General features: G+C 54.9%; 20 protein-coding genes. 10 read left to right on the forward strand and 10 right to left on the reverse strand.

Annotated elements, in window-relative coordinates; translation table 11 throughout:
* The 3 genes from H8E27_14705 to H8E27_14715 all read right to left on the reverse strand — a co-directional run.
* Positions 1-895, reverse strand: an 895-nt coding sequence (locus tag H8E27_14705) for a hypothetical protein (GenBank protein ID MBC8326867.1), incomplete at its 3' end; no start/stop codon positions are given.
* A 4-nt stretch (positions 896-899) separates the two neighbouring features.
* A complete protein-coding gene (locus H8E27_14710; protein MBC8326868.1) occupies positions 900-3,512 on the reverse strand; it encodes a sodium/solute symporter in 2,613 nt (870 codons plus the stop codon).
* Between the two features lie 2 nt (positions 3,513-3,514).
* Positions 3,515-4,201, reverse strand: coding sequence for a GntR family transcriptional regulator (locus H8E27_14715; protein MBC8326869.1), 687 nt, complete (start codon positions 4,199-4,201; stop codon positions 3,515-3,517).
* A gap of 140 nt (positions 4,202-4,341) precedes the next feature.
* Here H8E27_14715 and H8E27_14720 point away from each other — a divergent pair, with 140 nt between their 5' ends.
* Positions 4,342-5,055, forward strand: a complete 714-nt coding sequence (locus H8E27_14720) for a hypothetical protein (protein MBC8326870.1) — start codon at positions 4,342-4,344, stop codon at positions 5,053-5,055.
* Here the strand turns inward: H8E27_14720 and H8E27_14725 are convergent.
* On the reverse strand, positions 5,052-5,780 hold the full coding sequence (locus tag H8E27_14725; GenBank protein MBC8326871.1) for an N-acetylmuramoyl-L-alanine amidase: 729 nt from the start codon (positions 5,778-5,780) through the stop codon (positions 5,052-5,054). The genes H8E27_14720 and H8E27_14725 overlap by 4 nt on opposite strands.
* Before the next feature lie 220 nt (positions 5,781-6,000).
* On the opposite strand from H8E27_14725, the gene H8E27_14730 reads away from it, so the two are divergent.
* Positions 6,001-7,419, forward strand: a complete 1,419-nt coding sequence (locus H8E27_14730; protein ID MBC8326872.1) for a sulfatase-like hydrolase/transferase — start codon at positions 6,001-6,003, stop codon at positions 7,417-7,419.
* A 117-nt stretch (positions 7,420-7,536) separates the two neighbouring features.
* Positions 7,537-7,950 carry a hypothetical protein gene (locus H8E27_14735; protein ID MBC8326873.1) on the forward strand — a complete coding sequence of 138 codons (414 nt, stop codon included), beginning with the start codon at positions 7,537-7,539 and terminating at the stop codon, positions 7,948-7,950.
* Positions 7,951-8,081: 131 nt separating this feature from the next.
* Here H8E27_14735 and H8E27_14740 read toward each other — a convergent pair whose 3' ends face one another.
* The 5 genes from H8E27_14740 to H8E27_14760 all read right to left on the reverse strand — a co-directional run bounded on the left by H8E27_14740 (position 8,082) and on the right by H8E27_14760 (position 12,890).
* Positions 8,082-8,759, reverse strand: a complete 678-nt coding sequence (locus H8E27_14740; GenBank protein MBC8326874.1) for a PQQ-like beta-propeller repeat protein — start codon at positions 8,757-8,759, stop codon at positions 8,082-8,084.
* 143 nt (positions 8,760-8,902) lie between these two features.
* Entirely contained in the window at positions 8,903-9,334 is a 432-nt protein-coding gene (locus H8E27_14745; GenBank protein MBC8326875.1) for a CBS domain-containing protein, read from the reverse strand.
* Positions 9,335-9,374: 40 nt separating this feature from the next.
* Entirely contained in the window at positions 9,375-10,901 is a 1,527-nt protein-coding gene (locus tag H8E27_14750) for an aldehyde dehydrogenase family protein (GenBank protein MBC8326876.1), read from the reverse strand.
* Positions 10,902-11,008: 107 nt separating this feature from the next.
* A complete protein-coding gene (locus H8E27_14755) occupies positions 11,009-11,740 on the reverse strand; it encodes a hypothetical protein (protein MBC8326877.1) in 732 nt (243 codons plus the stop codon).
* Between the two features lie 61 nt (positions 11,741-11,801).
* Positions 11,802-12,890 (reverse strand): toxin-antitoxin system YwqK family antitoxin, encoded by a 1,089-nt coding sequence (locus H8E27_14760; protein ID MBC8326878.1) that lies wholly within the window; start codon positions 12,888-12,890, stop codon positions 11,802-11,804.
* A 936-nt stretch (positions 12,891-13,826) separates the two neighbouring features.
* Here H8E27_14760 and H8E27_14765 point away from each other — a divergent pair.
* The 6 genes from H8E27_14765 to H8E27_14790 all read left to right on the forward strand — a co-directional run bounded on the left by H8E27_14765 (position 13,827) and on the right by H8E27_14790 (position 20,849).
* Complete coding sequence (locus H8E27_14765; GenBank protein ID MBC8326879.1) at positions 13,827-14,264, forward strand: hypothetical protein; 438 nt, start codon at positions 13,827-13,829, stop codon at positions 14,262-14,264.
* A 140-nt stretch (positions 14,265-14,404) separates the two neighbouring features.
* Positions 14,405-15,667 carry a terpene cyclase/mutase family protein gene (locus H8E27_14770; GenBank protein ID MBC8326880.1) on the forward strand — a complete coding sequence of 421 codons (1,263 nt, stop codon included), beginning with the start codon at positions 14,405-14,407 and terminating at the stop codon, positions 15,665-15,667.
* 114 nt (positions 15,668-15,781) lie between these two features.
* Positions 15,782-16,588 (forward strand): tellurium resistance protein TerC, encoded by an 807-nt coding sequence (locus H8E27_14775; GenBank protein ID MBC8326881.1) that lies wholly within the window; start codon positions 15,782-15,784, stop codon positions 16,586-16,588.
* A 14-nt stretch (positions 16,589-16,602) separates the two neighbouring features.
* Positions 16,603-18,354 (forward strand): PQQ-binding-like beta-propeller repeat protein, encoded by a 1,752-nt coding sequence (locus H8E27_14780; GenBank protein ID MBC8326882.1) that lies wholly within the window; start codon positions 16,603-16,605, stop codon positions 18,352-18,354.
* Between the two features lie 135 nt (positions 18,355-18,489).
* On the forward strand, positions 18,490-19,419 hold the full coding sequence (locus tag H8E27_14785; protein MBC8326883.1) for an ABC transporter ATP-binding protein: 930 nt from the start codon (positions 18,490-18,492) through the stop codon (positions 19,417-19,419).
* Positions 19,416-20,849 (forward strand): hypothetical protein, encoded by a 1,434-nt coding sequence (locus H8E27_14790; protein MBC8326884.1) that lies wholly within the window; start codon positions 19,416-19,418, stop codon positions 20,847-20,849. The genes H8E27_14785 and H8E27_14790 overlap by 4 nt, the downstream gene beginning before the upstream one ends.
* A 26-nt stretch (positions 20,850-20,875) precedes the next feature.
* Here the strand turns inward: H8E27_14790 and H8E27_14795 are convergent, their stop codons facing one another.
* On the reverse strand, positions 20,876-21,805 hold the full coding sequence (locus H8E27_14795) for a hypothetical protein (GenBank protein ID MBC8326885.1): 930 nt from the start codon (positions 21,803-21,805) through the stop codon (positions 20,876-20,878).
* A gap of 214 nt (positions 21,806-22,019) precedes the next feature.
* On the opposite strand from H8E27_14795, the gene H8E27_14800 reads away from it, so the two are divergent.
* A partial coding sequence (locus H8E27_14800) for a DUF4339 domain-containing protein (protein MBC8326886.1) occupies positions 22,020-22,892 on the forward strand: 873 nt, incomplete at its 3' end.

A 22,892-nucleotide genomic window follows, 5' to 3' on the forward strand; every position in this document is an offset into this window, starting at 1 on the left:
TTTTACCGTCGGAAAATTTCAAGTAAGAACACGCGGCCGAAATCGTCCGATCGATATCCGCACGATCGCTGAGCTTCACCGACAACCAAAAATAATTCGCACCCTCGAGGAGCAATGTATTGCCCTTGAAAATAACCGGCCCCGTTTTGCCGGACAACGATTCCCCAAACGGTTTGGCAGCACCAAAGTTCGCCGAGCTGCCGGAAGTTAACCACTGCACCGCTGCCAAATCGTTGGGCGAGATGTTGCCGCTCAACATTGCCGCCGCTTCGATCAAAGTGATGGGCTTGATCGCGCCAGTCGTTTCTACACGCACTCGCAGCAGTGGATTGGTTTCCAGCCCCACCAGCACGGGTACTTGAACGTCCTCGACCGTGATACCTGCGATTTTTTGCAACGAAGCCGGTATGAGCGCCACGTCGTCGATAAGAATTCCAGAGCGTTCCGGGCTCGTACACGTGAAGCGCAGCCGTTCCGGATTGCGAAGCAGCGGAATGCTAACGCGACTTTTGAAAGGGCGACCCACCACCACTGCGCGGTCACCATTAAAAATCTCCACCCATTTTCCGGCAACTTTTTCCTCCACGCGAAAGGCAAACGGACTGCGACTCGTCCAGCGCTCGGCCTGAAACACCAACTTCCCCGGCAGCTTGATGTCGGCGGCTGGCGTGAATTCCACCCGCCGTTCTTTCCCGCCGTAAATATGCAGGCATTGTTTGCCGGCGTAATGGAACTTCGCCGTCACCTCTGCGTGCCCCACTTCTGCGCTCCAAGTGCCCGCATTGGTTTTGAGTTCGCGAATTTCGCTTGGCTTGGTTGTTTCAAAACCGGTTTTAAGGGCACCAGCAGTGGCACCCGAAAGCGCGGTTGCCAGTAAAACCCCTGTGAAGTTCATTTGTTTAACCATTTGCGGATTCCTTTTTTATCAATGTGTGTAAAGTTAGATTTTCCAAATTAGTTTGTGTGGTTGGAAGCAGCACACTCGCCACATAACCGATGAACAGGCACGACACAATGCCGATGAGGGAATATAGAAAGCCGTTGGTTTCTGTGGCGCGCCAAATCCAAATCATCACGGCCACGCCGCCGAGCAATCCAATGAACGCACCGCGCGCGTGGGCGCGGGTGGTGAGGATGCCCAACAAAAACAATCCGCCGAGCGCGCCCATAAACATTCCGATGACTTTGAAATACTCGCTCATCAACGAACGGATTTCCGGGCTGATAAAAAGCAACCCCGCCATCGTGCCGAGCACGCCCATCACTAGCGTTAGCACTTTCGCGGCTTTCAAATAACCGGCCTCGCTGTCGCATCGATTAAACGGACGCAGAAAATCGGTGACCAATGTGGTGGCGGTGGAGTTCATGCTGGTGGACACCGTCGATTGTGCGGCCGCAAAGATGCCCGCCACAATGAGGCCCGCAATGCCGACGGGTAATTCAGTGGCGATAAACATCGGGAAAATTTGGTCGTTTTGAATCGTCGGATTGAGTTGCGCCGGATTGGAATGGTAAAAAGCGTACAAGCCCGTTCCGATGAAGAAAAACAGCAGCGATCCGAACACCGCCAATATTCCATTTGCCCAAATAGAGCGCGCGGCGGCAGCAGTGCTTTTGGTGGTCATGTACCGCTGCACCACGGCTTGATCGGATGTGTAGCTCGAAAGGTTTTGGCCGAAGCCGCCGAGAATGATGACCCACAACGCGAGCACGGTGAAACTGTCCGGACTGAAATCGAGGTTCACCAAAGTCATTTTGTCATTCGCCTTTGCGAGATCGAGCACGCCGCCAAAGCCGCCGTCCACGCCGCCGATTATGTAAAACACACAAACCACCGCGCCGCCGAGCAGGACCACGGTTTGGATTGTGTCCGTCCAAATCACCGCCTCCACGCCGCCCATCGTGCAGTAAATCAAGCACAGCACGCCCATAATCAGAACACTTTGCCACGGCGAAAGCGGCGTGACGGCGGAGAGCGCCAGCGCCGTGAGCGCCATCACGATGCCCATTCTCGAAATGTGAAACAGCGTGAAGAGTCCGCTGCCGATGAGCCGCACTGGCCGACTGAAGCGTTTGCCGAGATATTCATACGCGCTCGTGGCGTCGATGCGCCGGAAGAACGGCATCGCGCCATAAATCGCCAGCGGCGCCACGGCGGGGATCATCAGCATGCCGATGTACAGCAACCAATCGGTGGCGTACACCAGCGCCGGCAGCGCCACAAACGTCAGCGAGCTGAGCATCGTGGCGTAAATCGAACAGGCCGCGGCCCACCACGGGATGTTTTGGCCGCCGCGAAAGTAGTCATCCGTGGTTTTGTTTTTGCGCATAAACCACACGCCCACGCCGACCATCACCAGCAAGTACAACGCGAGCACGGTAAAGTTAATCGCGCCAAACGGTTTTTTATTTTCGACGGGCGTGAGCCGCCACACCTTTACGCTGCGCACGCGCGGTTTGATTTCGCCGCTGGCGATGATGATGTCGTCGCCCCATTTCACCGCGGGCGTGGTGACGTGATTTGCCGGCAACGGCCCGGCGTCAATCCAAGTATCCGTGATCGTGTGATACGCCCACGCGCGCTTAGGAAAACCCGGATGCGTTTTCACAAAGTCCGCGTCCGCCGCGATTTTTTTAAGCCCTTCGCCATCCGCGCCGCCCACCACGAATATGTGCGATTGCCCCACCGCCACTGCCGTGCCCGCCATCATCGGTTTCGGCGATGCCTTGCGTTTCCGCCACGCCTCGGCCTTGCCGCTTTTTTTACGGGATGGACTAAACTCATAAACATCATTCATCGCGATGATCCCCGCGATGCCTTCCACTTTCGCATCCTGCCGACGTCCGCCAAAAACGTACAGACACATCTCGCGCCCGTTATGCTGTGCCACCATTTGATTAAACGCCCGCTCCGGCCCCGGCCACGGCGGGAGTTTTTCCCACTCCATTTTTTCCGCCCCCAAATCCAATCGCCAGAAATTCTTCGTGGCCGTGTTCAGCTCCGCACCACTCTGCCCGCCTGCGACATAAACCACATTGCCCATCAACGCCGCTGCGCCACCGGTGCAAGCCTCCGTCAACGGAGGTAATTTCGTTTGTTTCAGTGTTTCCGTTTTTGCATCCCACTCCAGCCGAAACACATCTGAATAAACCACCTTACCCGTTTGGCCGCCGATGCACACAACGCCATTCTCAGTCGAAACGCACATTCCGTAGCCCACTGGCTTTTCTAATGTGAAATCGGTTTTCCATTCGTAGCTTTCCCCCTTGCGCACAAGCACCCACGCTTTGTCGTGATACACCTTCGGCACCTCCCACAAATCCCCGCCTGCGGGCACAGGGAAATCCGCGCCACCGGCCACGATCAGCGCGTCATTGTGCACGCCGACAAATGGCCCCGCCACGCCGATGGAATCCGGCAAATCGGGCAGTGCCTTGGACGCAAGACAAGCCCCATCCCCGGCCATCGCCGAAACACTCAAAAAAACCAATACAGCAAAAAAATGTTTCACGATCATTCCTCCAAGTGGCTTAAAATAAATTCGCACCCATCGCTCACGTGACGGCGCATCAAACACTCGGCCTCTCCGACGTTTCCCTTGCCTAAAACCGTCACCAGTTTTTCGTGGTCACGATGCGTGCGCTCGGCGGATTCCAACGGCAACGCACCCGGTTTATTGCGCGCCACTACTGAGAGCATCCGCAAATCCATTACCGATTTGGTCAGCCACGGATTATCCGCCGCCTCAATAAGCACCCGATGAAATTTCAAATCATTATCCAGCCACCGTCGCAACACCGCCGCCGTTGCCGTTCGCCCTTTGCTTTGTCGAATGCGTCCCAGCAGCGTCCGCCAATCGGCGCAGAGAATTTCCAACTGCACCAATTGATCCGGCCGAATGCGCGCCGCCGCCTCGCGCGCGGCAAAACACTCGAGCTGTTCGCGCAACGCATAAAGTTGCACAATCTGCTTGCGATCCAGGCGCCGCACAAACGCCCCCGCGCCGGGCACGTGCTCCACAAGACCCTCACTCGCCAACCGATTCAGCGCCTCGCGCACCGGAACCATACTCACGCCCAACTCAGCCCCGAGCTTCCGATTCACCAACCGCATCCCCGGCGGCCAATGTCCGGTGGCCACGCGCTTACGAATGGCGTGGTACGTTTCATCGGCAAGCGAGGTGGCGGTGCTAGAAATCATTTGAAATCGTGTGTTATAACAAAAGCCGTTTGTGCGCCGTGCGCCGTGATTTGTCCAGCGAATTTTTAATAAAAATTCCAAAGCCCAGTTCACTCCGTTGAATGCTTGCCAAGACACTGTGTTTCCCTAGAGTCCCCCCAATGAGTGACGGCAATTTGACAGTGCAACGGTTTTTGGCGGTGATCAAGGGAGTGTGCGAAAAGACAAGGCACCCGATGCCGCCGCATCTCACGCCCTTAGCGGAGGGGCACGCGATCCCCGCCCCCTCTTCGCTGGAGGAGGCTCTGAAAACTGCGGGCTTGGCGTTAGACGATGCGCAAAGTGCGTGCCTGTTTGCCAATATTGTGAACCTCAGCATCGCCGATGGACGCGTGCGGGATCGTTCGCTGGTGGAGTTGGCGGCGGAAACGCTGCGGCTGGAACGCGACAGCGCGCGTGATGTGCAGGAGGCGCTCGAGGCGCGGTTCCAATCGAACGCGTTTCGTGATGATGATGAATGGGCGCTTTTTTGTGCAGTGCTGATCGCGATGGAGGGTGCTGATGGTGAGGTGGCAAAAAGTGAGACGGCGTATCTCCAACGTTTTGTGCCAAGCCTCGAACACATCGAAGCGGGCAATCGCTTGCTCGCGGAAAAGGCGGAAACGTTGGACGATCAAGTGGCGCGATTGAGCACCCGACAAAAGCGTTTCCTCACGGCGCACGTCATTGGGATGATGCTCATCGACGGCCAATACGAAGGCACCGAGGCGGAATTACTGGAAAAGCTTACCGACCAAATGTCGCTGGCGCAATGCGATCAGGATCGCTTGCTGAAGGGGCTGTACACGCTGTACAACGTGAGTGTGTTGGGTTAGCCAAAAAGAGCGTGCAGCTTTTTGACTGGGAAATTTTTCCCGGGGCACACGGTTTGCTCTAACTCGCGATGGACGCGGAACTTGGGGCGACCCCGGAGGGTTTTGTTTTTCAGGTAATCAACCAGCTCGATGAGTGATTGCTGCTGCTTGGCGGTGACCCATTTTTCCTGAAAATTGCCGACCACACAAATACCGATGGAATTGGCATTGTAGGTTTCGCTTTTCACGTGGCCGCCTTTGATTTGGCGGAGCCAACGATTGCCTACTTCCACTTTGCCATCGGCGGAACCGTTGGTGCCATTGCAAATGATGAAGTGATAGGCGAGGCCATTCTCCATCCCGCGCCGCCGATGGGCATCATCAAATATTTTTGCGTTACCGTTTCCAGTCGCACTGTGGTGGGCGATGATATTTTTCCACTTGGTGGTGTTAATGCGCGGCTTATTAATCGTCGTCAGTGGCAGCGAATTGTATTGCGTGCGCAAATGGATCCGCTGACCGGGGACGATGAGATCTTTGGTCAGCCCATTCCAAAGCTTTAGCTGATTGACGGTGACACGATACCGCTGGGCGATTGCACTGAGGGTGTCGCCTTTTGCCACCACGTGATAACGGCGCAGCACTGCCGCCAGCGCATCGACAGGATGAAGCAACAAAATACCACCCGCAGTCAGCACGGTAGTGCTCAGTCCTTGGCGCAAAAATTGGCGACGCGTTTCCTCCATAGCGTTTGCTCAACTTAGCGAAGACATAAAACAGAGTCGAGATTTTCTGACTCAATCGGGCAATAGGTTATTCCCAATTCTCCAATAATTCGCTGAAAATCTCTTGAATAAAGTGGACACCTTCCCCTCCTGTCATAATATCGAACAGTGGGCGGATGTTTTTTACCGCATGATCAAGCCAAAGCTCGCCAAGCATGGCGAGTTGAATTATTCAACCCGCGTGACGGATCAACCAAACATCCTGTGGATTTGCACGGACCAACAACGGGCCGACACGATCGGCGCGCTAGGCAATTCGCACATCAACACACCCAACTTGGATGCGCTGGCCGCGCAAGGCGTGGCGTTTACGCGGGCCTATTGCCAAAGCCCCGTTTGCACGCCCAGCCGCGCTTCGTTTCTTACCGGACGTTATCCGCGCACCACGCGTTGTCGCCAAAACGGACAGGCGATGCCGGGCACGGAAAAACTCATCAGCCGACTCCTCGCCGATGCCGGCTACACCTGCGGCCTCGCCGGCAAACTGCACCTCGCCACCTGCGCCAATGGCGTGGTGGAAAAACGGATTGATGATGGCTATGACGTTTTTGATTGGTCGCACCATCCGCAGCCGGATTGGCCGGAGAATGCCTACACCCAATGGCTCACGCAACAGGGCAAGTCATGGGAAGCGCTCTACGACGGGCCCTCGACGCCTTATATAAAGCACGGCGTTCCCGCCGAGTACCACCAATCTACTTGGTGCGCGAATCGGGCCATTGATTTCATTCGCGAACAAAACGGGGCGCCGTGGTTTTTCAGTTTTAATTGTTTTGCCCCGCATCATCCCTTCGATCCACCGGCCGAATATTTGGCGCGTTACAATCCGGATGAATTGCCATTACCCAAAACACGACCCGGCGAATTGGAAACCAAAACCACGTTCCAAAAACTCGACAGCCAATACGCCCACAACGATCCCGGCAGCTATGATGTCGCGGCCATGACTGATGCCGACAAGCGCGAGGTCACGGCAGCCTACTATGCGATGATTGAGCACATCGACGAGGGCGTGGGCCGCATGATCGGCGCTCTGGAGGCCACGGGACAGTTGGAAAACACGATCATCATTTTCATGAGTGACCACGGGGAAATGCTGGGCGACCACGGCATCTACCTGAAGGGCCCTCATTTTTATGAGGAAGCCGTGCGCGTGCCCCTGATCTTCAGTTGGCCGCAACAATTCAAGACCCAGCTGCAGGCAAATTGCCTGATGGAACTGGTTGATATCGCCCCCACCCTGCTGGGAGCCGCCGGACTGGATGTGCCCGAGGCGATGCAGGGAAAATCGCTCCTGCCCATTCTGCGCGGCGAAAGCGATCCGGCAACTCACCGCCCGCATGTCTTCAGCGAATACTACAATGCATGGAGCCATAGACACAGCTACGGCACCATGCTGCGGACAAACACCCATAAGATGATTGTCTACCACGGCACGGATCAGGGGGAGCTTTACGATCTGGAAAATGATCCGGATGAATTTGAAAATCTCTGGAGCACCCCAGCCCAAGCCGACTTGAAAACGCAAATGCTGAAGGCCACCTTCGACGCCAGCGTGTTCACGATGGACCCCACTCCGCCGCGTGAAGGGCCGTTTTAAATGCGCACATCACTGCGTAAACCTCAATCAAACCTTGGCTAATGACCTGATCAAAGTAAAATCAGAAGATATTATTTACACTTGCAACTACCCCCCCCGTTTTTCTAAAATAGAGACGTGAAACATCTTATCATCACAATTCTGACGGCCGCAGCATTTATGACAGGGTGCGGCGGAAAACAGCAGGCTATAGTAAAAGCCTATAACTCGATGGCTTCTGCGGAGCGAACATACTCAACCCTTTTTAAATCAGCACTCCAAGCCGAGAGTTTCCAAGGGATAAAAGATGCCACTAATTCATACCTACAAAATGTACGGAATATTGATATGAGCGGCTGCCCTGACGACTTCAAACAAGCCATGAAGAGCCTGGAAAGTTCCCTGAATGTTATAAATACGTATTTAGGAAGCATTAATAATATTGACGAGGTTGACGAAGCCAGGTTTGTGTCCTTGCAAAACGCACGATTAGACGCAACCCGGAATCTTAACAGCGTGGCTGAGAGCCATGGATTAACAATCGAGCATTAGCGCCAGGCCCTTCCAACCCAAGGGGAATATTCCTGTTCGGCATCAGCATATGCACAATGGCCCACACGCCGCCGCGTGAAGAGCCGCTTTAGTAAATCGCGCTGCTATCCCGCTTGCTAATTGAAGGTTGTTTACTTATCAAACCGCACCTGTTGCACCATACCATTTGAAAACCCAAACCATGCGGTGCTGTATTTGTTGCCTTGGCCATCGGTAATGTTCATTCCAGTGTATCCCCACCATTCTCCTTGTGTCTTTTCCGGTTTACCAAAGAACGTTTGAACCTGTGCCTGCCGCTTGCCTACATAAAAGCGATCCAGAGATTGTTGGTTTACCCCCATCGTCCAAGCAAAAGCCTTGCCGGGTGGCATAGCCACAGGAGCCTTGGCACCAGGCACACGTCCGGTGTGTTGGGGGTTTTGTCCGCGCATGGGCCACGGGCTATTGGCGAGTCCTTGAGTGGAGGTCTTGATGGCATGGAGCTTATCGTCATGTGCTCCGACATAAACCGTGCCATCAGATCCGATAGCGGGGGAGGACCACACCTCATCTCTCGTCTCAAATTCCCATAGCCTGACCCCACTCTTGCCATTGATGGCATAGAGCTTTTTGTCCCTTGACCCGACGTAAACCGTACCATCAGATCCGATGGCGGGGGAGGAGACCACATGCCAATCCGTTTCAAATTCCCATAGCTTGACCCCAGCGGTTGCCTTGGCTTTAGTCGGCTCCGACTTGGCGGACTCGGCATCTTTCTTCCCACATCCCACCAACGCCACTACCGCAATCGTTAAGAGAATCTGTTTCATACGCCCCACCCTACAGGAAATTCTTCACCCACACCCACTACAATCAACCAGAAAAATTATAACGGAGCCGCCTCCCTCCGCACCATCATTCTAAACAATGAAATCCTTGGTGATGGCGCAAGCCATGCTGCATTAGAAAAACCCTACGGCCCCGGGGCGATGTACTGCTCGAGTTGTTGAATGATGTGATCTTTTTGGTTTAGGGAGAGGATGAGGAGATCGGTGGAGGTGATGACGCCGAGGATTTTGCCTGCTTCGGTGACGGGTAAATGGCGCACGCGATTTTGGCCCATCACGGCCATGCATTCTTCAAGGCTGGCGTCGGGGCTGATTTGCACGAGGTCGCGCGTCATGATTTCCGAAACTTGGGTGGACTTAGACGAGCGATCCTTGAGCACCACTTTGCGCGTGTAATCGCGTTCGGAAATGATGCCCACCAGCTGGCCCTCATCCACCACCATCAATGCGCCGACTTTAAATTCATCCATCAACCGCACGGCCTCGAACACCGTGGCATCGGGTTCAATGGAGCGCACGCCGGTGCTTTTATCTTCCAAAATAGTTTTTGCATTCATGGCGGATTTTTTGGCTAAGTTTTTGGCGAATGTTCGATATTTATAACCCCACGCAAACGGCTTTGGTTTCGGTGTAGAGTTCCAGTGATTCGCGGCCCATTTCACGGCCCCAGCCGGATTGTTTGTAGCCACCGAAGGGCAGCGCGGCGTCGAAGATGTTGTATGTGTTCACCCACACCGTGCCGGCGCGCAGGCGGGCGGCGGTGCGATGGGCCTTGGATAAATCACGCGTCCAAATTCCGGCGGCGAGGCCGTAGGTGCTGTCATTGCTGCGGTCGATGATTTCATCGATGTCGTCGAAGGGATCGGCCACCACGACGGGTCCGAAAATTTCCTCGCGCACGATGCTCATATCATCGCGGGTATCAGTGATGACGGTGGGCGACACAAAGTAACCTTGATCGCCGAGGCGCGTGCCGCCGGTAACGCAGTTGGCACCGGCTTCCACTCCGGCATGCATATAACCGGTAACGCGCGCAAGTTGTTCATCGGACACGAGCGGGCCCATCTCGGTATCGGGAGCCAAACCGGGCCCCATCTTGATGGCAGCGGCAGCATCCTTCACGCCGGCCAACACTTCATCAAAAATATCTTTCTCAACATAAAGGCGCGAGCCGGCACAGCAACATTGGCCGTGATTAAAAAAGATGGCGCTGGCGGCCCCGGCGATGGTGGCTTCGAGGTCGGCGGTGTCCTTGAAAATAATGTTGGGCGATTTGCCGCCCAGCTCGAGGGTGACTTTTTTGAGATTCCCGGCCGCGGCGTTAACAATCATTTTGCCGACCTCAGTGGAACCGGTGAACGCAACCTTGTCCACGTCATCGTGCGCGGCCAGCGAAGCCCCGGCGGTTTCGCCCATTCCGGGAACGATGTTGACAACCCCATCGGGCACGCCAGCTTCCTGCAAAATTTCACCCAAGCGCAGCGCGGTGAGTGGCGTTTGCTCGGCGGGTTTGAGGACCACGCAGTTTCCGGTGGCCAATGCGGGGCCGAGTTTCCACGCGGCCATCAGCAACGGGAAATTCCACGGGATGATTTGGCCGACCACGCCCACCGGCTCGCGTGTGGTGTACGCGTGAAACTTCGCGCCCGGTGCATACGGCACGGAAATGGGAATGGTGTTACCCTCCAGCTTGGTGCACCAGCCTGCCATGTAATGAAATAGATCGGCTGAGAGTGGCACATCGGCGGCGGCGGCGACGCCCATGGGTTTGCCGTTGTCGATGCTTTCCAGCTCGGCCAATTCGGCGGCGTGCTCGAGAATGAGATCGCCAATTTTCCAAATGAGCCGCCCGCGTTCACTGGGGGTCATGGTGTTCCACGCGTGGCTGGGGTCATCAAAAACTTTACGCGCGGCGGCAACAGCCAGATTAATATCTTCCACATCGCCCTCCGCGACTTGGGCGATCTCCGCCCCGCTGGCGGGATTGTAAACGGCGAAGGTTTTGCCGGAGGAAGCAGCTTGCCATTGGCCGTTGATGAGCGCTTGGCGTGGGGATTGCAGAAACGCCTGCACGCGGGGCGAGGGTTGGATGACAGGAATATCGAGCGGAGCAGTGGCAACCATAGGAATCCTTTGGGTTCGAGTTGGTGTTAAGGTTCTCGAATTGTACGCTTCCATCCTCGGAGCGCAACCCTTTGTGTTGTCGTATTGAGTAACCCGCAATCCGCGCGTTACGGTTCCACGCCGACAGAAATGACTTTGCCGCCGGCAATGGTGAATCGCACGGTCGTCATCTGTTGAGTGCCGGAGCGCACCTTCATGTTGCGGTAAACCCACACGCCGCCATTCTCTTCATCGGGCGGCCCAAACCCGCGGCGCACCAGATCTCCAGCAAGGCCGCGATATTGTTCGATGGCCATTTTATTGCCGACAATGCCAAAGGTCCATTGCATTGCCCGGGCTTTCGCGTTGTTGGCGTTGATCTCTTCGCCTTTTTTGTTCCAGCGTTTCTCGGTGGTTTTGCCGTCTGCGGCATAAATGACCTCCCGACTTTTCTGGCCGTTATCGTGCCACTCGGTGAACTGCTCGAGTCGGCCATCCTTATAAACTTTTTCTGATTTCTCGACATTGGTGGCGTGATACTCCACCGCTTTACCGGTGAACGGGAGTTCTGAAATCTTGTAAACTTCGTAGAATACGCCGTTCATTTCAGCAAGCACCGGTGCACCTTTGGGATCTTCATTCACATTCTGTGTACCTCCGGGAGGTGGCCCGGCAGGAATCGTGCCTCCGCTGCCGGGTTGTGGAACTGCCTCCATCCCGCCTACGGCACCTTCTCCACCTTCCCCACTCATACCGCCGGGGCCGCCCGCATTGCCGGAGTTCCCAGAAGATGGGCTGGAGGGATTCGGTTCAATCGGAGGTTCATCCTTGGAGCAACCGAAGGCCAAAAGCAAGGCCATCACTGTTATGGGTATGAATTGATTCATCGTGTTGATTGCAGTTGTTTTGCGGGGCGACAGGTCAGGGGGTTTCTTTTTTTTGCGGGACGTTTACTTTTACCGATTTCACTTTGCCGGATTGAAACGTAAACTCGACCTCGTGGGCAATGGCCGTGCCCGATGCGCGCACTTGAACATTCTCGTACACCCAAGCGCCGCCTTCAGCACGGTCGGGTTCACCAAAGTCGGTATACACAATTCCCTCGGCTTTGTTGCTGTAAAGTTTTTCGATCTCGCCGGTGACCCACACTCGAACGCGGCCTTGCGGATCGGGCGCAGCAGCCACGGCGCTTCCATCCTCGTTCCATTCTTTCACCGCGACTTCCTCGTCATCCAGATAAGTCGTCTCATGAGCTTTATTGCCGTTCTCATACCATCCCGTCGCCGTGCCTTCGCGGCGGCCGGCTTTATAAAACGTCTCGCTCATTTTATTGCCGCTCTCGTACCACTCCGTTTTCAGTCCGGCTTGCCGACCCTCTTTCCAGTTGGCTTCCCAGGATTTCTCTCCGTTTTCGTACCACCATGTTTCGGAGCCAGTTTGCTTGCCGGCGTCGTATTCTTTTTGACTTTTCACCTGGCCGGTTTCATACCATTCCGAGTAACGGCCTTGCGGTTCGTCGTCCACCCACATCGCTTCCCAGGCTTTGCTGCCGTCAGAAAACCATCCGGTCGCCCGGCCCTGACGCAGGCCGTTCTCAAAATGAGTCACACTTTTTTCGCGACCATTTTCGTGCCACCACACTTCTTTGCCATCCTGCAATCCATTTCTGTATAAAACTTGAAACTCCATTTTCACTCCGCCCGGATGCCATTGAATGGTGGACCCATTCAACACACCGGTTTGGTATTCACTCTGACCAGCACGTGCCCCATCCGGATGCCACCAGATTTCCTGGCCGTCCTCGCGTCCATCCACATAAGTCGTTTCCTGTTGGCGCTGGCCATTGGGGTGAACCCAAACCGCTTTACCCGTGAATGGCTCGAGTTCGCCCGCCTTGATGACGACGCCCGTATCCTCATCGAAAATCAGCATCTCCGCCGAGACCACCCGACTGGGATCACCGGGGTCTGTATTATTTTTCTTGCCGCAACCACTGAAAAAAACGAGCACCAAACACAGTGTAAAAATTGCGTTGAAGATTTGCCGCATGCCCGATACTACCCCCAGCAAAGCCACTTGACAACCCTTGTTGCCACAGCCTGCTCCCATTGCACCCCAAATCAAACTATCGCGAAACAAGTGTAACCGGGGCCAAAACCCACGCGTCTGCCTTGTTAACGAACGGAACAGGAGACAACCATGAACCTCAAAATTGCAATCATCCTAATCACCGGCGCGCTCGCCGCACCGTCACTCACCCAAGGCCAAGGCCAGCAACAGCATGGCGCGCCAAACTCCGTGCGCAACCAAACCGGACCAGGCAGCAGCGTAAATCGCCAATCCGTTCGCAAACCCCTTAGCAGCACCCATAGCGGCCAACAGGGCAACTCCGGCCAAACCCAGAACCCTTCGCAGGGGAACGGCAATAGCGGCCACAAACCCCAAAGTGGCATGACCCGTACCGAAAATGGCAGCCAACAAAACGGAGGGGGACAACGCCAACACGTGAATATCAAGGAAACACTCGACCTCACCGATGAGCAAGCTGCCCAACTCAGAGCCATCCATGAAAAATGGCACAAATATGCCAAGGCCATTCACGGTAACAAAGAACTCTCCAAGGAAGAGAAAAAAGCCAAACTCAAAGAAGGCTTCAAGAAAATGGATGCCGCCGTGCGCGAATTGCTCAGCGAAGAACAATACGCAAAACTGAAAAAGCTTCGTCAGTCCTCCGCTCGTCCCCACCAAAATGGCAACCACAACGCCCAACAACGCCAACGCCTCATCAAAGAACTCGAGCTCACCGAGGAACAGGTCAAAAAACTCCGCGCCGTTCATCAGTACGCGACCCGGAAGATCAAAGGCATCATCGCCAACAAAGAACTATCGAAGGAAGAAAAGAAAGAGCAAATCAAAGCCGTCCACCATCAGGCTCACAACCGGCGCATGGAAATCCTCACCAAAGAACAAATCATTAAGCTCAAGAAAATCCTGGCTCACATCCGAGCACAGCGCCATGAACAGGAGCAAAACGGCGGGGGAAATTCCTCAGGTCGCCCCCAGTCCCATCAACAAGGCAACGGCACCAAGCCCAGCCAAGAAGGGGGCCGCGGCCTCGGCGCAACGCATAACAAGCCGCACAGCAAAGTCGTTCTCTATTCCATTCCAAGCTGTGGCTACTGCACCAAATCGGCCGACTTACTCAAATCAAATGGCGTTGACTTTGTGCGAAAAAATATTCGGACGGACGGGAAAGCCCGCGCCGTGGTCGCCAAGAAAACCAAGGAAGCCGGCATCCATTGGCGCGGCGGAGTGCCAGTCGTCATCGCCGGCGACAAAGTGATTGTGGGATACAACAAAACCGCCCTCAATCAGCTTAAATAATCCACGCGACTCAATCTACCGATTTCATTCCGGCCATTTGGCCGGTTTTTTTTTTGCCCAACCTCGCATTATCCATCATCTTCTGTAACTTCATGATTTACAAATCCGTCTTTTAAAATAGATTGAACGGAGCACAAGCTATGAACTACCAGTCCGATACACGAGCCCTCCCCGCCCTCGCCATCACCCTCATCGCATTGAGCCTGAGCATGCCCAGCCCCGCCTCCGCGCAACAAGCCGGCGGCACGCGCATCGGCGGCGTGCTCAAACCCGATCCCACACAAAGCCGCCGCGCCCTTCGCAGCACTTACGGATTACGCAAAAACCCACTCCGCAACGCCAAACGTAGCGAGATTATCAATGAATTGGGCGGGAGTGCCGAAACCGAAGCCGCCGTGGTCAACGCTCTGGACTGGTTCACCCGCACTCAAAAAGAAAACGGTTGCTGGTCTGAGACGCAATCCAACGTCGCCCACACCGGCTTGGTGATTCTCTGCTACTTTTCCTATGGCGTAAAACCCGATGACGAAACCAATTATGGCCAAGCCCTTGCCAAAGGGCTCGACTGGCTGGTAAAACAAGTTCCAGAAACCGGCAACATGCGAGATGGCGGCCGGATGTACGGACAAGCCATTGGCACCCTTGCCCTTGGGGAAGCCGCCGGCATTACGCGTCTGGAGAAATATTATCAGCCCCTTGAGCGAGCTGTTTCATTTTTGTGCGCCTCCCAAAATCCCAAGAGCGGCGGCTGGCGCTATCAGCCCCACCCTTCGCTGGAACACGCGGGTGATTTATCGGTTACCGGCTGGGTCATCATGGCCTTGCGCAGTGCCGAGATGGCCGGCGTCAGCGTGCCCGCCAAACACCTCGGCCCCGCGCGGCAGTTTCTCGACACCGTAAGCGCCGGTCAACACAAAGGGTTTTACGGCTACAAAGATTCCGTTCCTAAACCATCCATGACCTCCGTAGGCATGTACTGCCAGCAACTCTACGGCTCCAAACCCGACGAAAAACGCCAGATCGATTCCGCTAAATTTCTCGCCACCCGACTACCCGCCACAACCCAAAAAGATTATTATTATTGGTACTACGGATGCCTCAGCCTCTTTTTGCACGGCGGCAAACCATGGCAGGATTGGAACGCAAAAATGAAACCCCTTTTCCTGAAAAAACAACAAGCGAACGGCACGTGGAAACCCGAAGGCCGCCGCGCCAAACAGGAAGGCACCACCATCACCACCGCTTGGGCCACACTTTCGCTGACTGTCTACTATCGTTACTTGCCTATGATTAACGGCTATACCCGCCAAAGCGCGGTCAACGCAAAATCCGGCGGATCCACCTTTGGGATCCGTAAACAACGCCCCGGTTCAGAGCGCAGCAACACCACACAAAACCAATAGCCTCGGCGAACCGCCCCGCGCGAATTTTCCTTCCCCAATTCCATCACGGCACTATTATTTGGCCGTGATGAAATCCGCCGCATACACAATGCGGCCAATTGTTTAACTTCAATCATGGAAAACATTCCTGAAATCCTGCTCACCCTAGGCCTCTTAATATTGCTTCAAGCAGTGTTGGGCTTTGACAATCTACTCTACATTTCCCTCGAATCCAAACGCGCGCCGGAGGCCGATCGCTCGCGCATACGCAAATGGGGCATCGGCATCGCCGTGGGATTACGCATAGTGTTGCTATTCGCGCTAGTGAAAATGATCGCCTCGTTCCAAAACACTTGGTTTGCCTTTCCAGAATCCTGGGGCGCGGTGGCGGCGGGTTCATTTAATCTCCACAGTCTCGTCGTTTTGCTGGGAGGTGGGTTTATTATTTACACGGCGATGAAAGAAATTTTCCATATGCTTGCCGTGGATGACTTGGGCGAAGAAGACGTAAAACGAAAGGCTTCCACCAGCAAATCCGTTATTGCCAAAATTGTTCTAATGAATCTTGTGTTTTCGTTTGATTCAATCCTCAGCGCCATCGCGCTCACCTCGGTGGATGGGAACATTTCCACAACCGGACTTTGCATTATGATGCTCGCCGTCTTGGTCGGCGGCGCGTTAATGATTTTACTGGCCGATCGCGTGTCAGAATTTCTCCAGCGCAATCGAATGTACGAAGTGCTCGGCTTGTTCATTTTGTTTGTCGTCGGGATTATGTTACTCAGCGAAGGCGGACATTTGGCCGGCCTCTCATTTTTCGGCCACGAAATTCACGCGATGAGCAAAGCCACATTTTACTTTGTGATCGCCGTACTCGTGCTAACGGAAATCGTCCAAAGCCGTTACAAAAAGAAATTGTTGCGGCAAAAATCCACCGCTTGAGCTAGGTTCAGTTGATGAAAATCACACTCGCTTTACTAGCTCTTTGCGCTCCGCTGCACGCGGCGGATTTGAAAGTCGGCCAGCCGGTGAATCTCAAATTCACCGCCGCTGACGGGCGCACGGTGGATCTTGCCCAGATGCGCGGCAAAGTGGTGCTGCTTTACTTTTGTGCCTCGTGGTGTCCGCCATGCGTGCGTGAATTTCCAGACATGAAATCGGTTTACGAAAAACTGCATCCCCACGGATTCGAAATCATCGGCATTTCGCTTGATCAAAAACGTGAACAATTCAACGCATACACCAAACAAAAACAAATCCCATGGCCGCAACATTTTCAGGAAGAATCCTGGGCAGGGCCGTTGATAAAACAATTCAATGTCAAAGCCATCCCCACCCAGATATTAATCGACCCAAAAGGCCGCATCGCCCACCTCAACACACGTAAAACGCTTGAGGCAGAAGTCCGCAAACGACTCGCCCTGCCCGATCCCGGCAGACAATGGGGCCAATGGCGCGGACCGTTGGGCACCGGCTTTGCCCCGAATGCCGATCCGCCAACTGAATGGAGCGAGACCAAAAATCTGAGCTGGAAAACGCCCTTGCCCGGTTTGGGCCATTCCTCGCCGGTGGTTTGGGGGGACTTGATTTTTCTCACCACCGCCGTGCCGCAGGGCGAAAAATTGCCCGTTCCCGGGCAACCCGCCGGCGCGCATAACAACATCGATCCATTTCACAAACTCCGCTTCACCGTGCTGGCGATCCATCGCGCCACTGGAAAAATCGCGTGGCAAAAAATTGTCAGCACCACACAGCCGCACCAAAGCACGCACGAAAGCGGCACGTGGGCATCCAACTCTCCGGTGGTGGATGATGAACACGTCATCGCCTCCTTCGGCTCGGCGGGAATTTATTGTCTCAAAGCCAAGACCGGCGAATTGGTTTGGAAAAAAGATCTCGGCGATATGAAGGTGAAACACGGCCACGGTGAAGGTGCATCGCCGGTGCTGCACGGCAACACGCTCGTCATCAATTGGGATCACGAAGGGGATTCATTCATCGTCGCCTTCGACAAACGAACCGGCAAACCACTCTGGCGCAAGCCCCGTAACGAGCCCACCAGTTGGAGCACGCCCATCACCGTCACGCGCGGCAGCACCACCCAGCTCATCGTCAGCGCCACCACCGCCGTGCGCGGTTACGACCTCGCCAACGGCAACGTGCTGTGGCACATCGGCGGTTTGCCGCACAACGTCGTCGCCTCGCCGGTGCACGGCAACGGCATTGTGTACGCCGGCGCGAGCTACGAGAAACGCACGATGCACGCCATCAATCTCGCCGGTGCCAAGGGCGACCTCACCGGAACGGATCACATCCGCTGGACCCGCCGAGCCGCCACGCCTTATGTCCCCTCGCCGTTGTTAATGCCCGACGACACGCTTTATTTTTTCCATCACTATCAGGGGTTCCTTTCCAAAGTCGAAGGCCGCACCGGGCGCGACCTCGGCCCGTTTCGATTGGGCGGCATGAAAAATTTTTACGCCTCCCCCGTGGCCGCCAAGGATCGCATTTACCTGACCGATCGTGCCGGCACCACCCTCGTCTTCAGCCACGCCGCCAACCCCAAACCCCTTGCCCGCAACACCCTCAACGATTCCTTCAGCGCCTCCGCGGCAATCGCCGGGGATGCGATTTTTTTGCGTGGGGAAAAGGCTCTCTACTGCGTAGAGAAAAACCCAAGGCCCAATACCCAAGAGCCCAAGGAATAAACAAGACCCAAAAACCAAGAAGTGTTCATTGAGGATTGGTCATTGGGCATTCCTTGGATATTGCGTCTTGGTCATTGATCATTCCTAAAAACCTTCCCATTGCGATTTTGAGTAAACAGAGTATATTGATCGCACGTGAAAATCCAGGTCGACAACCTGAGACAGGAATTTGGCGAGACGATCGCTTTGGATGACGCCTCCTTTTCCTTTGAATCCGGACAAGTCCACGGCTTCATTGGCCCCAACGGTTCCGGCAAAACCACCACCCTCCGCATCCTCGCCACGTTACAGGAGCCCACTGCGGGCGATGCATTTTTTGACGACATTTCCTGCCTCGAATATCCGGATCTTATTCAGCCGAAGATCGGCTTTGTGCCGGATGTGATGTTCCTGCGTCCGGGCATTACGGTGGAGGATTACTTGGATTACTTCGCGCGCGTAGTTTTGCCGGACGACGATGAACGCAAGGCCAAGCTTCGCGAGGTAATGGAGTTCACCGGCGTCACGCCCTTCGCCGACAAACTGATGCCCACACTCTCGCGCGGGATGCAACAGCGGCTGGCGCTCGGCCGCGAATTGATGCACGACCCCGAAGTGCTGTTGCTCGATGAACCGGCGGCGGGACTGGATCCGCGCGCGCGAATGGATTTGCTGGAAATGCTCCGCGCGCTGGCCGAACGCGGCAAGGCAGTTTTCCTCAGCTCGCATATTTTGGATGAGCTCACTCATCTATGCGACGCGGTTACGATTCTGGAGCTTGGCAAAGTAATGGAGCACGGACCGTTGGCGGAAGTCCGCGCGCGTCAATTGCCAAACCGCACCATCAGCGTTCGCGTGCTCGAAGGGACGGAGCCGCTGCAGCAACGGCTTGCGGAAATGGAGCTGCCCGACAACCCGCGCATTGAGGGCGATGTGGTGCAGTTCGATCTGCTCGGCGGCGATGCCGAGTTGGCCAAGGTGTCCGCCGAACTTCAATCCTCCGGCCTCAAGCTGCTGGAGTTCAGCCCCGTCAATGGAGAGCTGTCGCGCATTTATTTCAAAGCCACCAAGGGGGAAGTCCAATGAACTTTCTCTTGCAACACATCAGCCACCCCGTTGCCCTGCGTGATCTGCGGCAAATAAACCGCACCCATATGTTGCCTGTGTTTCTCTTGGCGGTGCTCGCCGTTTCCTTTCTTTTGCCACTCGGGGTATATGTTTGGGGTTTGATGTTCGGCTTAGATTCCTCTGCCCCTTTCGAAAGCAGCAACCCGCTGTTTATGGGTGGGTTGTCGTTTTTGTTGATTGCCACGGTGGGGACTATTTATGGATTGCACCCGATCACGGAATTATCAACACCCCATCGCGAATTTATCCGCCACGGAATGCTAACGCCCGAAGCACTGCTCGCCGGACGGCGAAGGGCGGGATGGGTCATTCTCGCCCTCGGCCACTTTGCCACCCTGCCCTGCCTCATTTTGGCTCTCTCAATGGGCGAGGGATCGGTGGAGGGATACTTAATCACCCAACTGTTGGCGCTGTTGATGAGTGTGGTGCTGCTGGAATTTTCGCTCGGTAGCGTTGCAATTGGGGCGGGTGCAGCATTGCCCTTGACCTTCGTCGGCTTTGGCCTGGCGATGTTCCTCCACGGAATGCTGGAGGACGCCGGTTTTCTGGAATTTTTCCACGGCACGCACAGGAACGCCACCGCCAGTGACCCGTTCAATTGGTTTTTCCTCGCGGTACTGAGCGTCTCGGCTTTTTGCTGCATTAACGTGGCCAACCACGCGTTGATGCGGCCCATCCGTTCCAATCGAGAAATGCCCTTGCGCGGATCCATCACTGTGGCGTGGATTGTTTTCGCGCTGGCCCTCGGCTACAACATCGTCACCAAAACCACCGTCGACAAACCGCATATGATAGAATTGGTTGAGGTACTTGGCTGGATTACCGTGGCGATCATCGTGCTGGGGATGCTGCCAATGGCGGCGGCGATTGACCCGCTGCCAAAACGCGTTCGCAAGGAAATCCCCAAAAGCCGATGGCAACGTGGGGTGATGTACCCATTCTTTTCCGGGCCGGATTCCAGCCTCGTGTGGGGGATGGGAATGTTGATCATCAGCGCCTTTGCCGTTTGGGGAATTTTCGCAATGCTGGGCGAATCGTTGAGCACGTCCGCGGATTATTCTGAGCGCAGAAATTTGAAAGCACCGTGGATTTGCGGCCTGTTTGTCCTCAGCGCTGCCGTGCAATTGCTGGTGTTGATGCAAAACAAACCGGGAACCGACCGAAAATCAATACAGACAAAATGGGGAATATGGTTATTTTCTACTTTGGCAGTAATGTGCGTGCTCATCGCCATCTGCAAGGGCATTCTAGAAGTCGCTCCCGAATTGGAACCGATGAAACAGGTCTTTTCTCTGCCAGTTTTCGGGGCGTTATTGGGGGTGCAACTCATCCGCAGCCGTAAATTCTGGGCCCGCCGCTGGCGGGAATTCAAGCCGGTGGAACTGTAACCCGGGCCCAACGGGCCGGGCTACAATTAGCGTTTATTCCGAACCACGCGCTTGGGCAAATCCCAGGCGACGATCCATTTTGTGGCGATTTGTTTGTATCCGAAATTTTTGATTAGCTTTTCTTTCATATCGGGCAGGTGGGCGGCGCCGTAAAAGATGGCGAGTTTTTTCTGGCCGGAGGCGAGTTCTTTTTTCAGGACGTTGAGTGCCACGTCGTTGCGTTCGGTGAGAATGACTGAGCCTTCGTCGGAATCCAGGCCGGCGGAGATGCGTTCCATTTCCTGAAATTGTTTGGCAAAGATGTATTTCATTTCCACAGCGAAGTTGGGGCTTAAGAGGGCACGCAAGAGTTCGACTGTGCTAATTTGCTCTGCGCCACCGCCTTTTTTCTTTGCAGCCATTTCCTGCTGGAAGGATTTGAACATAATTGTGAGCATATTTTCGCCGCGTGCTTTTTGGCGTTTGGCGAATTGCTTGGGGGTCATATCGGCGTGCACAAAATTTTTTGCGCCGTAGTTGACAATGTCCAATTGGAATTCCAAGTCCAGCTTTTCGCCCATAAAATTTTGCATGCGGGAGATGCCGGATTGTTTCTTACGGGGATCGCGCGGTTTGGCGGGATCCAATTCTTTTGGCTTCACCATTTCGTACAGCACGCGGTCGTAGCCTTTGAAAATTGTATTCAACCGCTCGTAGTAAGCCTTGTCGCCGATGTGCACGGCGCCGACGAGATCGACTTGCGCGCCGGTCTTGGCGTTTTTCATTTGGAGGATCGCCACTTCCATCACCGCGCCTTTGCCGTGTTCGCGAAAGCGGATGTAACCGGCTTCGGCTTTGCCTTTGGGTTTTGCTTCTGACTTGGCATGGGGCCTATCAGCGGCCAACAAAGGCAAGGAGAACCCCACACCGAGCACGACAATCAAATAGGGCTTCATGTTGGTCAATACGCGGTTCATCGTTGGAGGTTACACAGCTTACCTTGCAAATCCAGCCTTGAAACGTAAAATTGCTTTGTGGACAGCACTACCGTTTTGCTGAAAAGTAGTGCCCAGCTGTGGATAACTACCCGTGTGTGCGCTTGCATTTCAGCCCACATTTTGTAGCCTCGGCTCAAGGAGATGTCCGGACTTTTCGGGCAAAAATCAACAAGGGGCAACAATGGGGGATACGATGGGAACTTCACAGTGGTATTATGTAAAGAATGGGACACAACGCGGCCCCATTGACGAAACCGACCTTTCACGGCTGATCCAACACGGCGCGCTCGCGCCTGAAACTCTTGTCTTCCAAGACGGCCTCGGCGGCGACTGGAGCGCCGCCAACACCACCGGCGTTTTCCCGTTGAACGCAATCGCTGCGCCCACCGCACAACCTCGCCCGTCACGCATTCTCAATTGGAGTATGGCCGCCGCACTGGTGACGCTGCTGATCACCGGCGTTCTGTTATTCAATCAACAGGAAACGAAAAACCGGGAAGCCTTGGCCGAGCAGGAACAAAAAATATTTCTCCTCACTCAGGAACTCGCCAATAATTCTGAGGTGCTCGGCAAACACCAAAACACGCTGGCCGACAACCGAAATACCACTGATATGTTAGACGTGGAAAATGCCCAGCTCAAATCGCAAATCGGCACGCTCACCACACAACTCAATAAAGCGAGCGGCGACCTTGATGCGTTGCAAAACACTGCCAAAGATATGCAGTCGCAATTTGCGGAAACCTCTACGCTCTACGCACAATCCAAAGACCGACTGAAGGTGCTCGAATCCCAGGCCAACGCGCAGGCGGAGGAGAACAAGCAACTCCAAGCGCAAATCCAAACGATGCGCAAAACACCGGGAGCGGGCGATAATCAAATGGCAGCCCAACTCCGCGCAGCCATGACGGCCCTTGATACCGCCAACCAAAAAGTGGATTTACTCACCCGCCAGCTCGCCGAATCTGGCCGGAAAACTCCAATTGCCCCAGCCACACCCGCGATTGTGGCCCACCCCTCTCTGCCGGCAACACCCGCAATTGCTCCGCCTGATTCCGTAGCCATC

Source organism: Limisphaerales bacterium (assembly GCA_014382585.1).
In the GTDB taxonomy this organism is placed as follows: Bacteria; Verrucomicrobiota; Verrucomicrobiia; order Limisphaerales; family UBA1100; genus JACNJL01.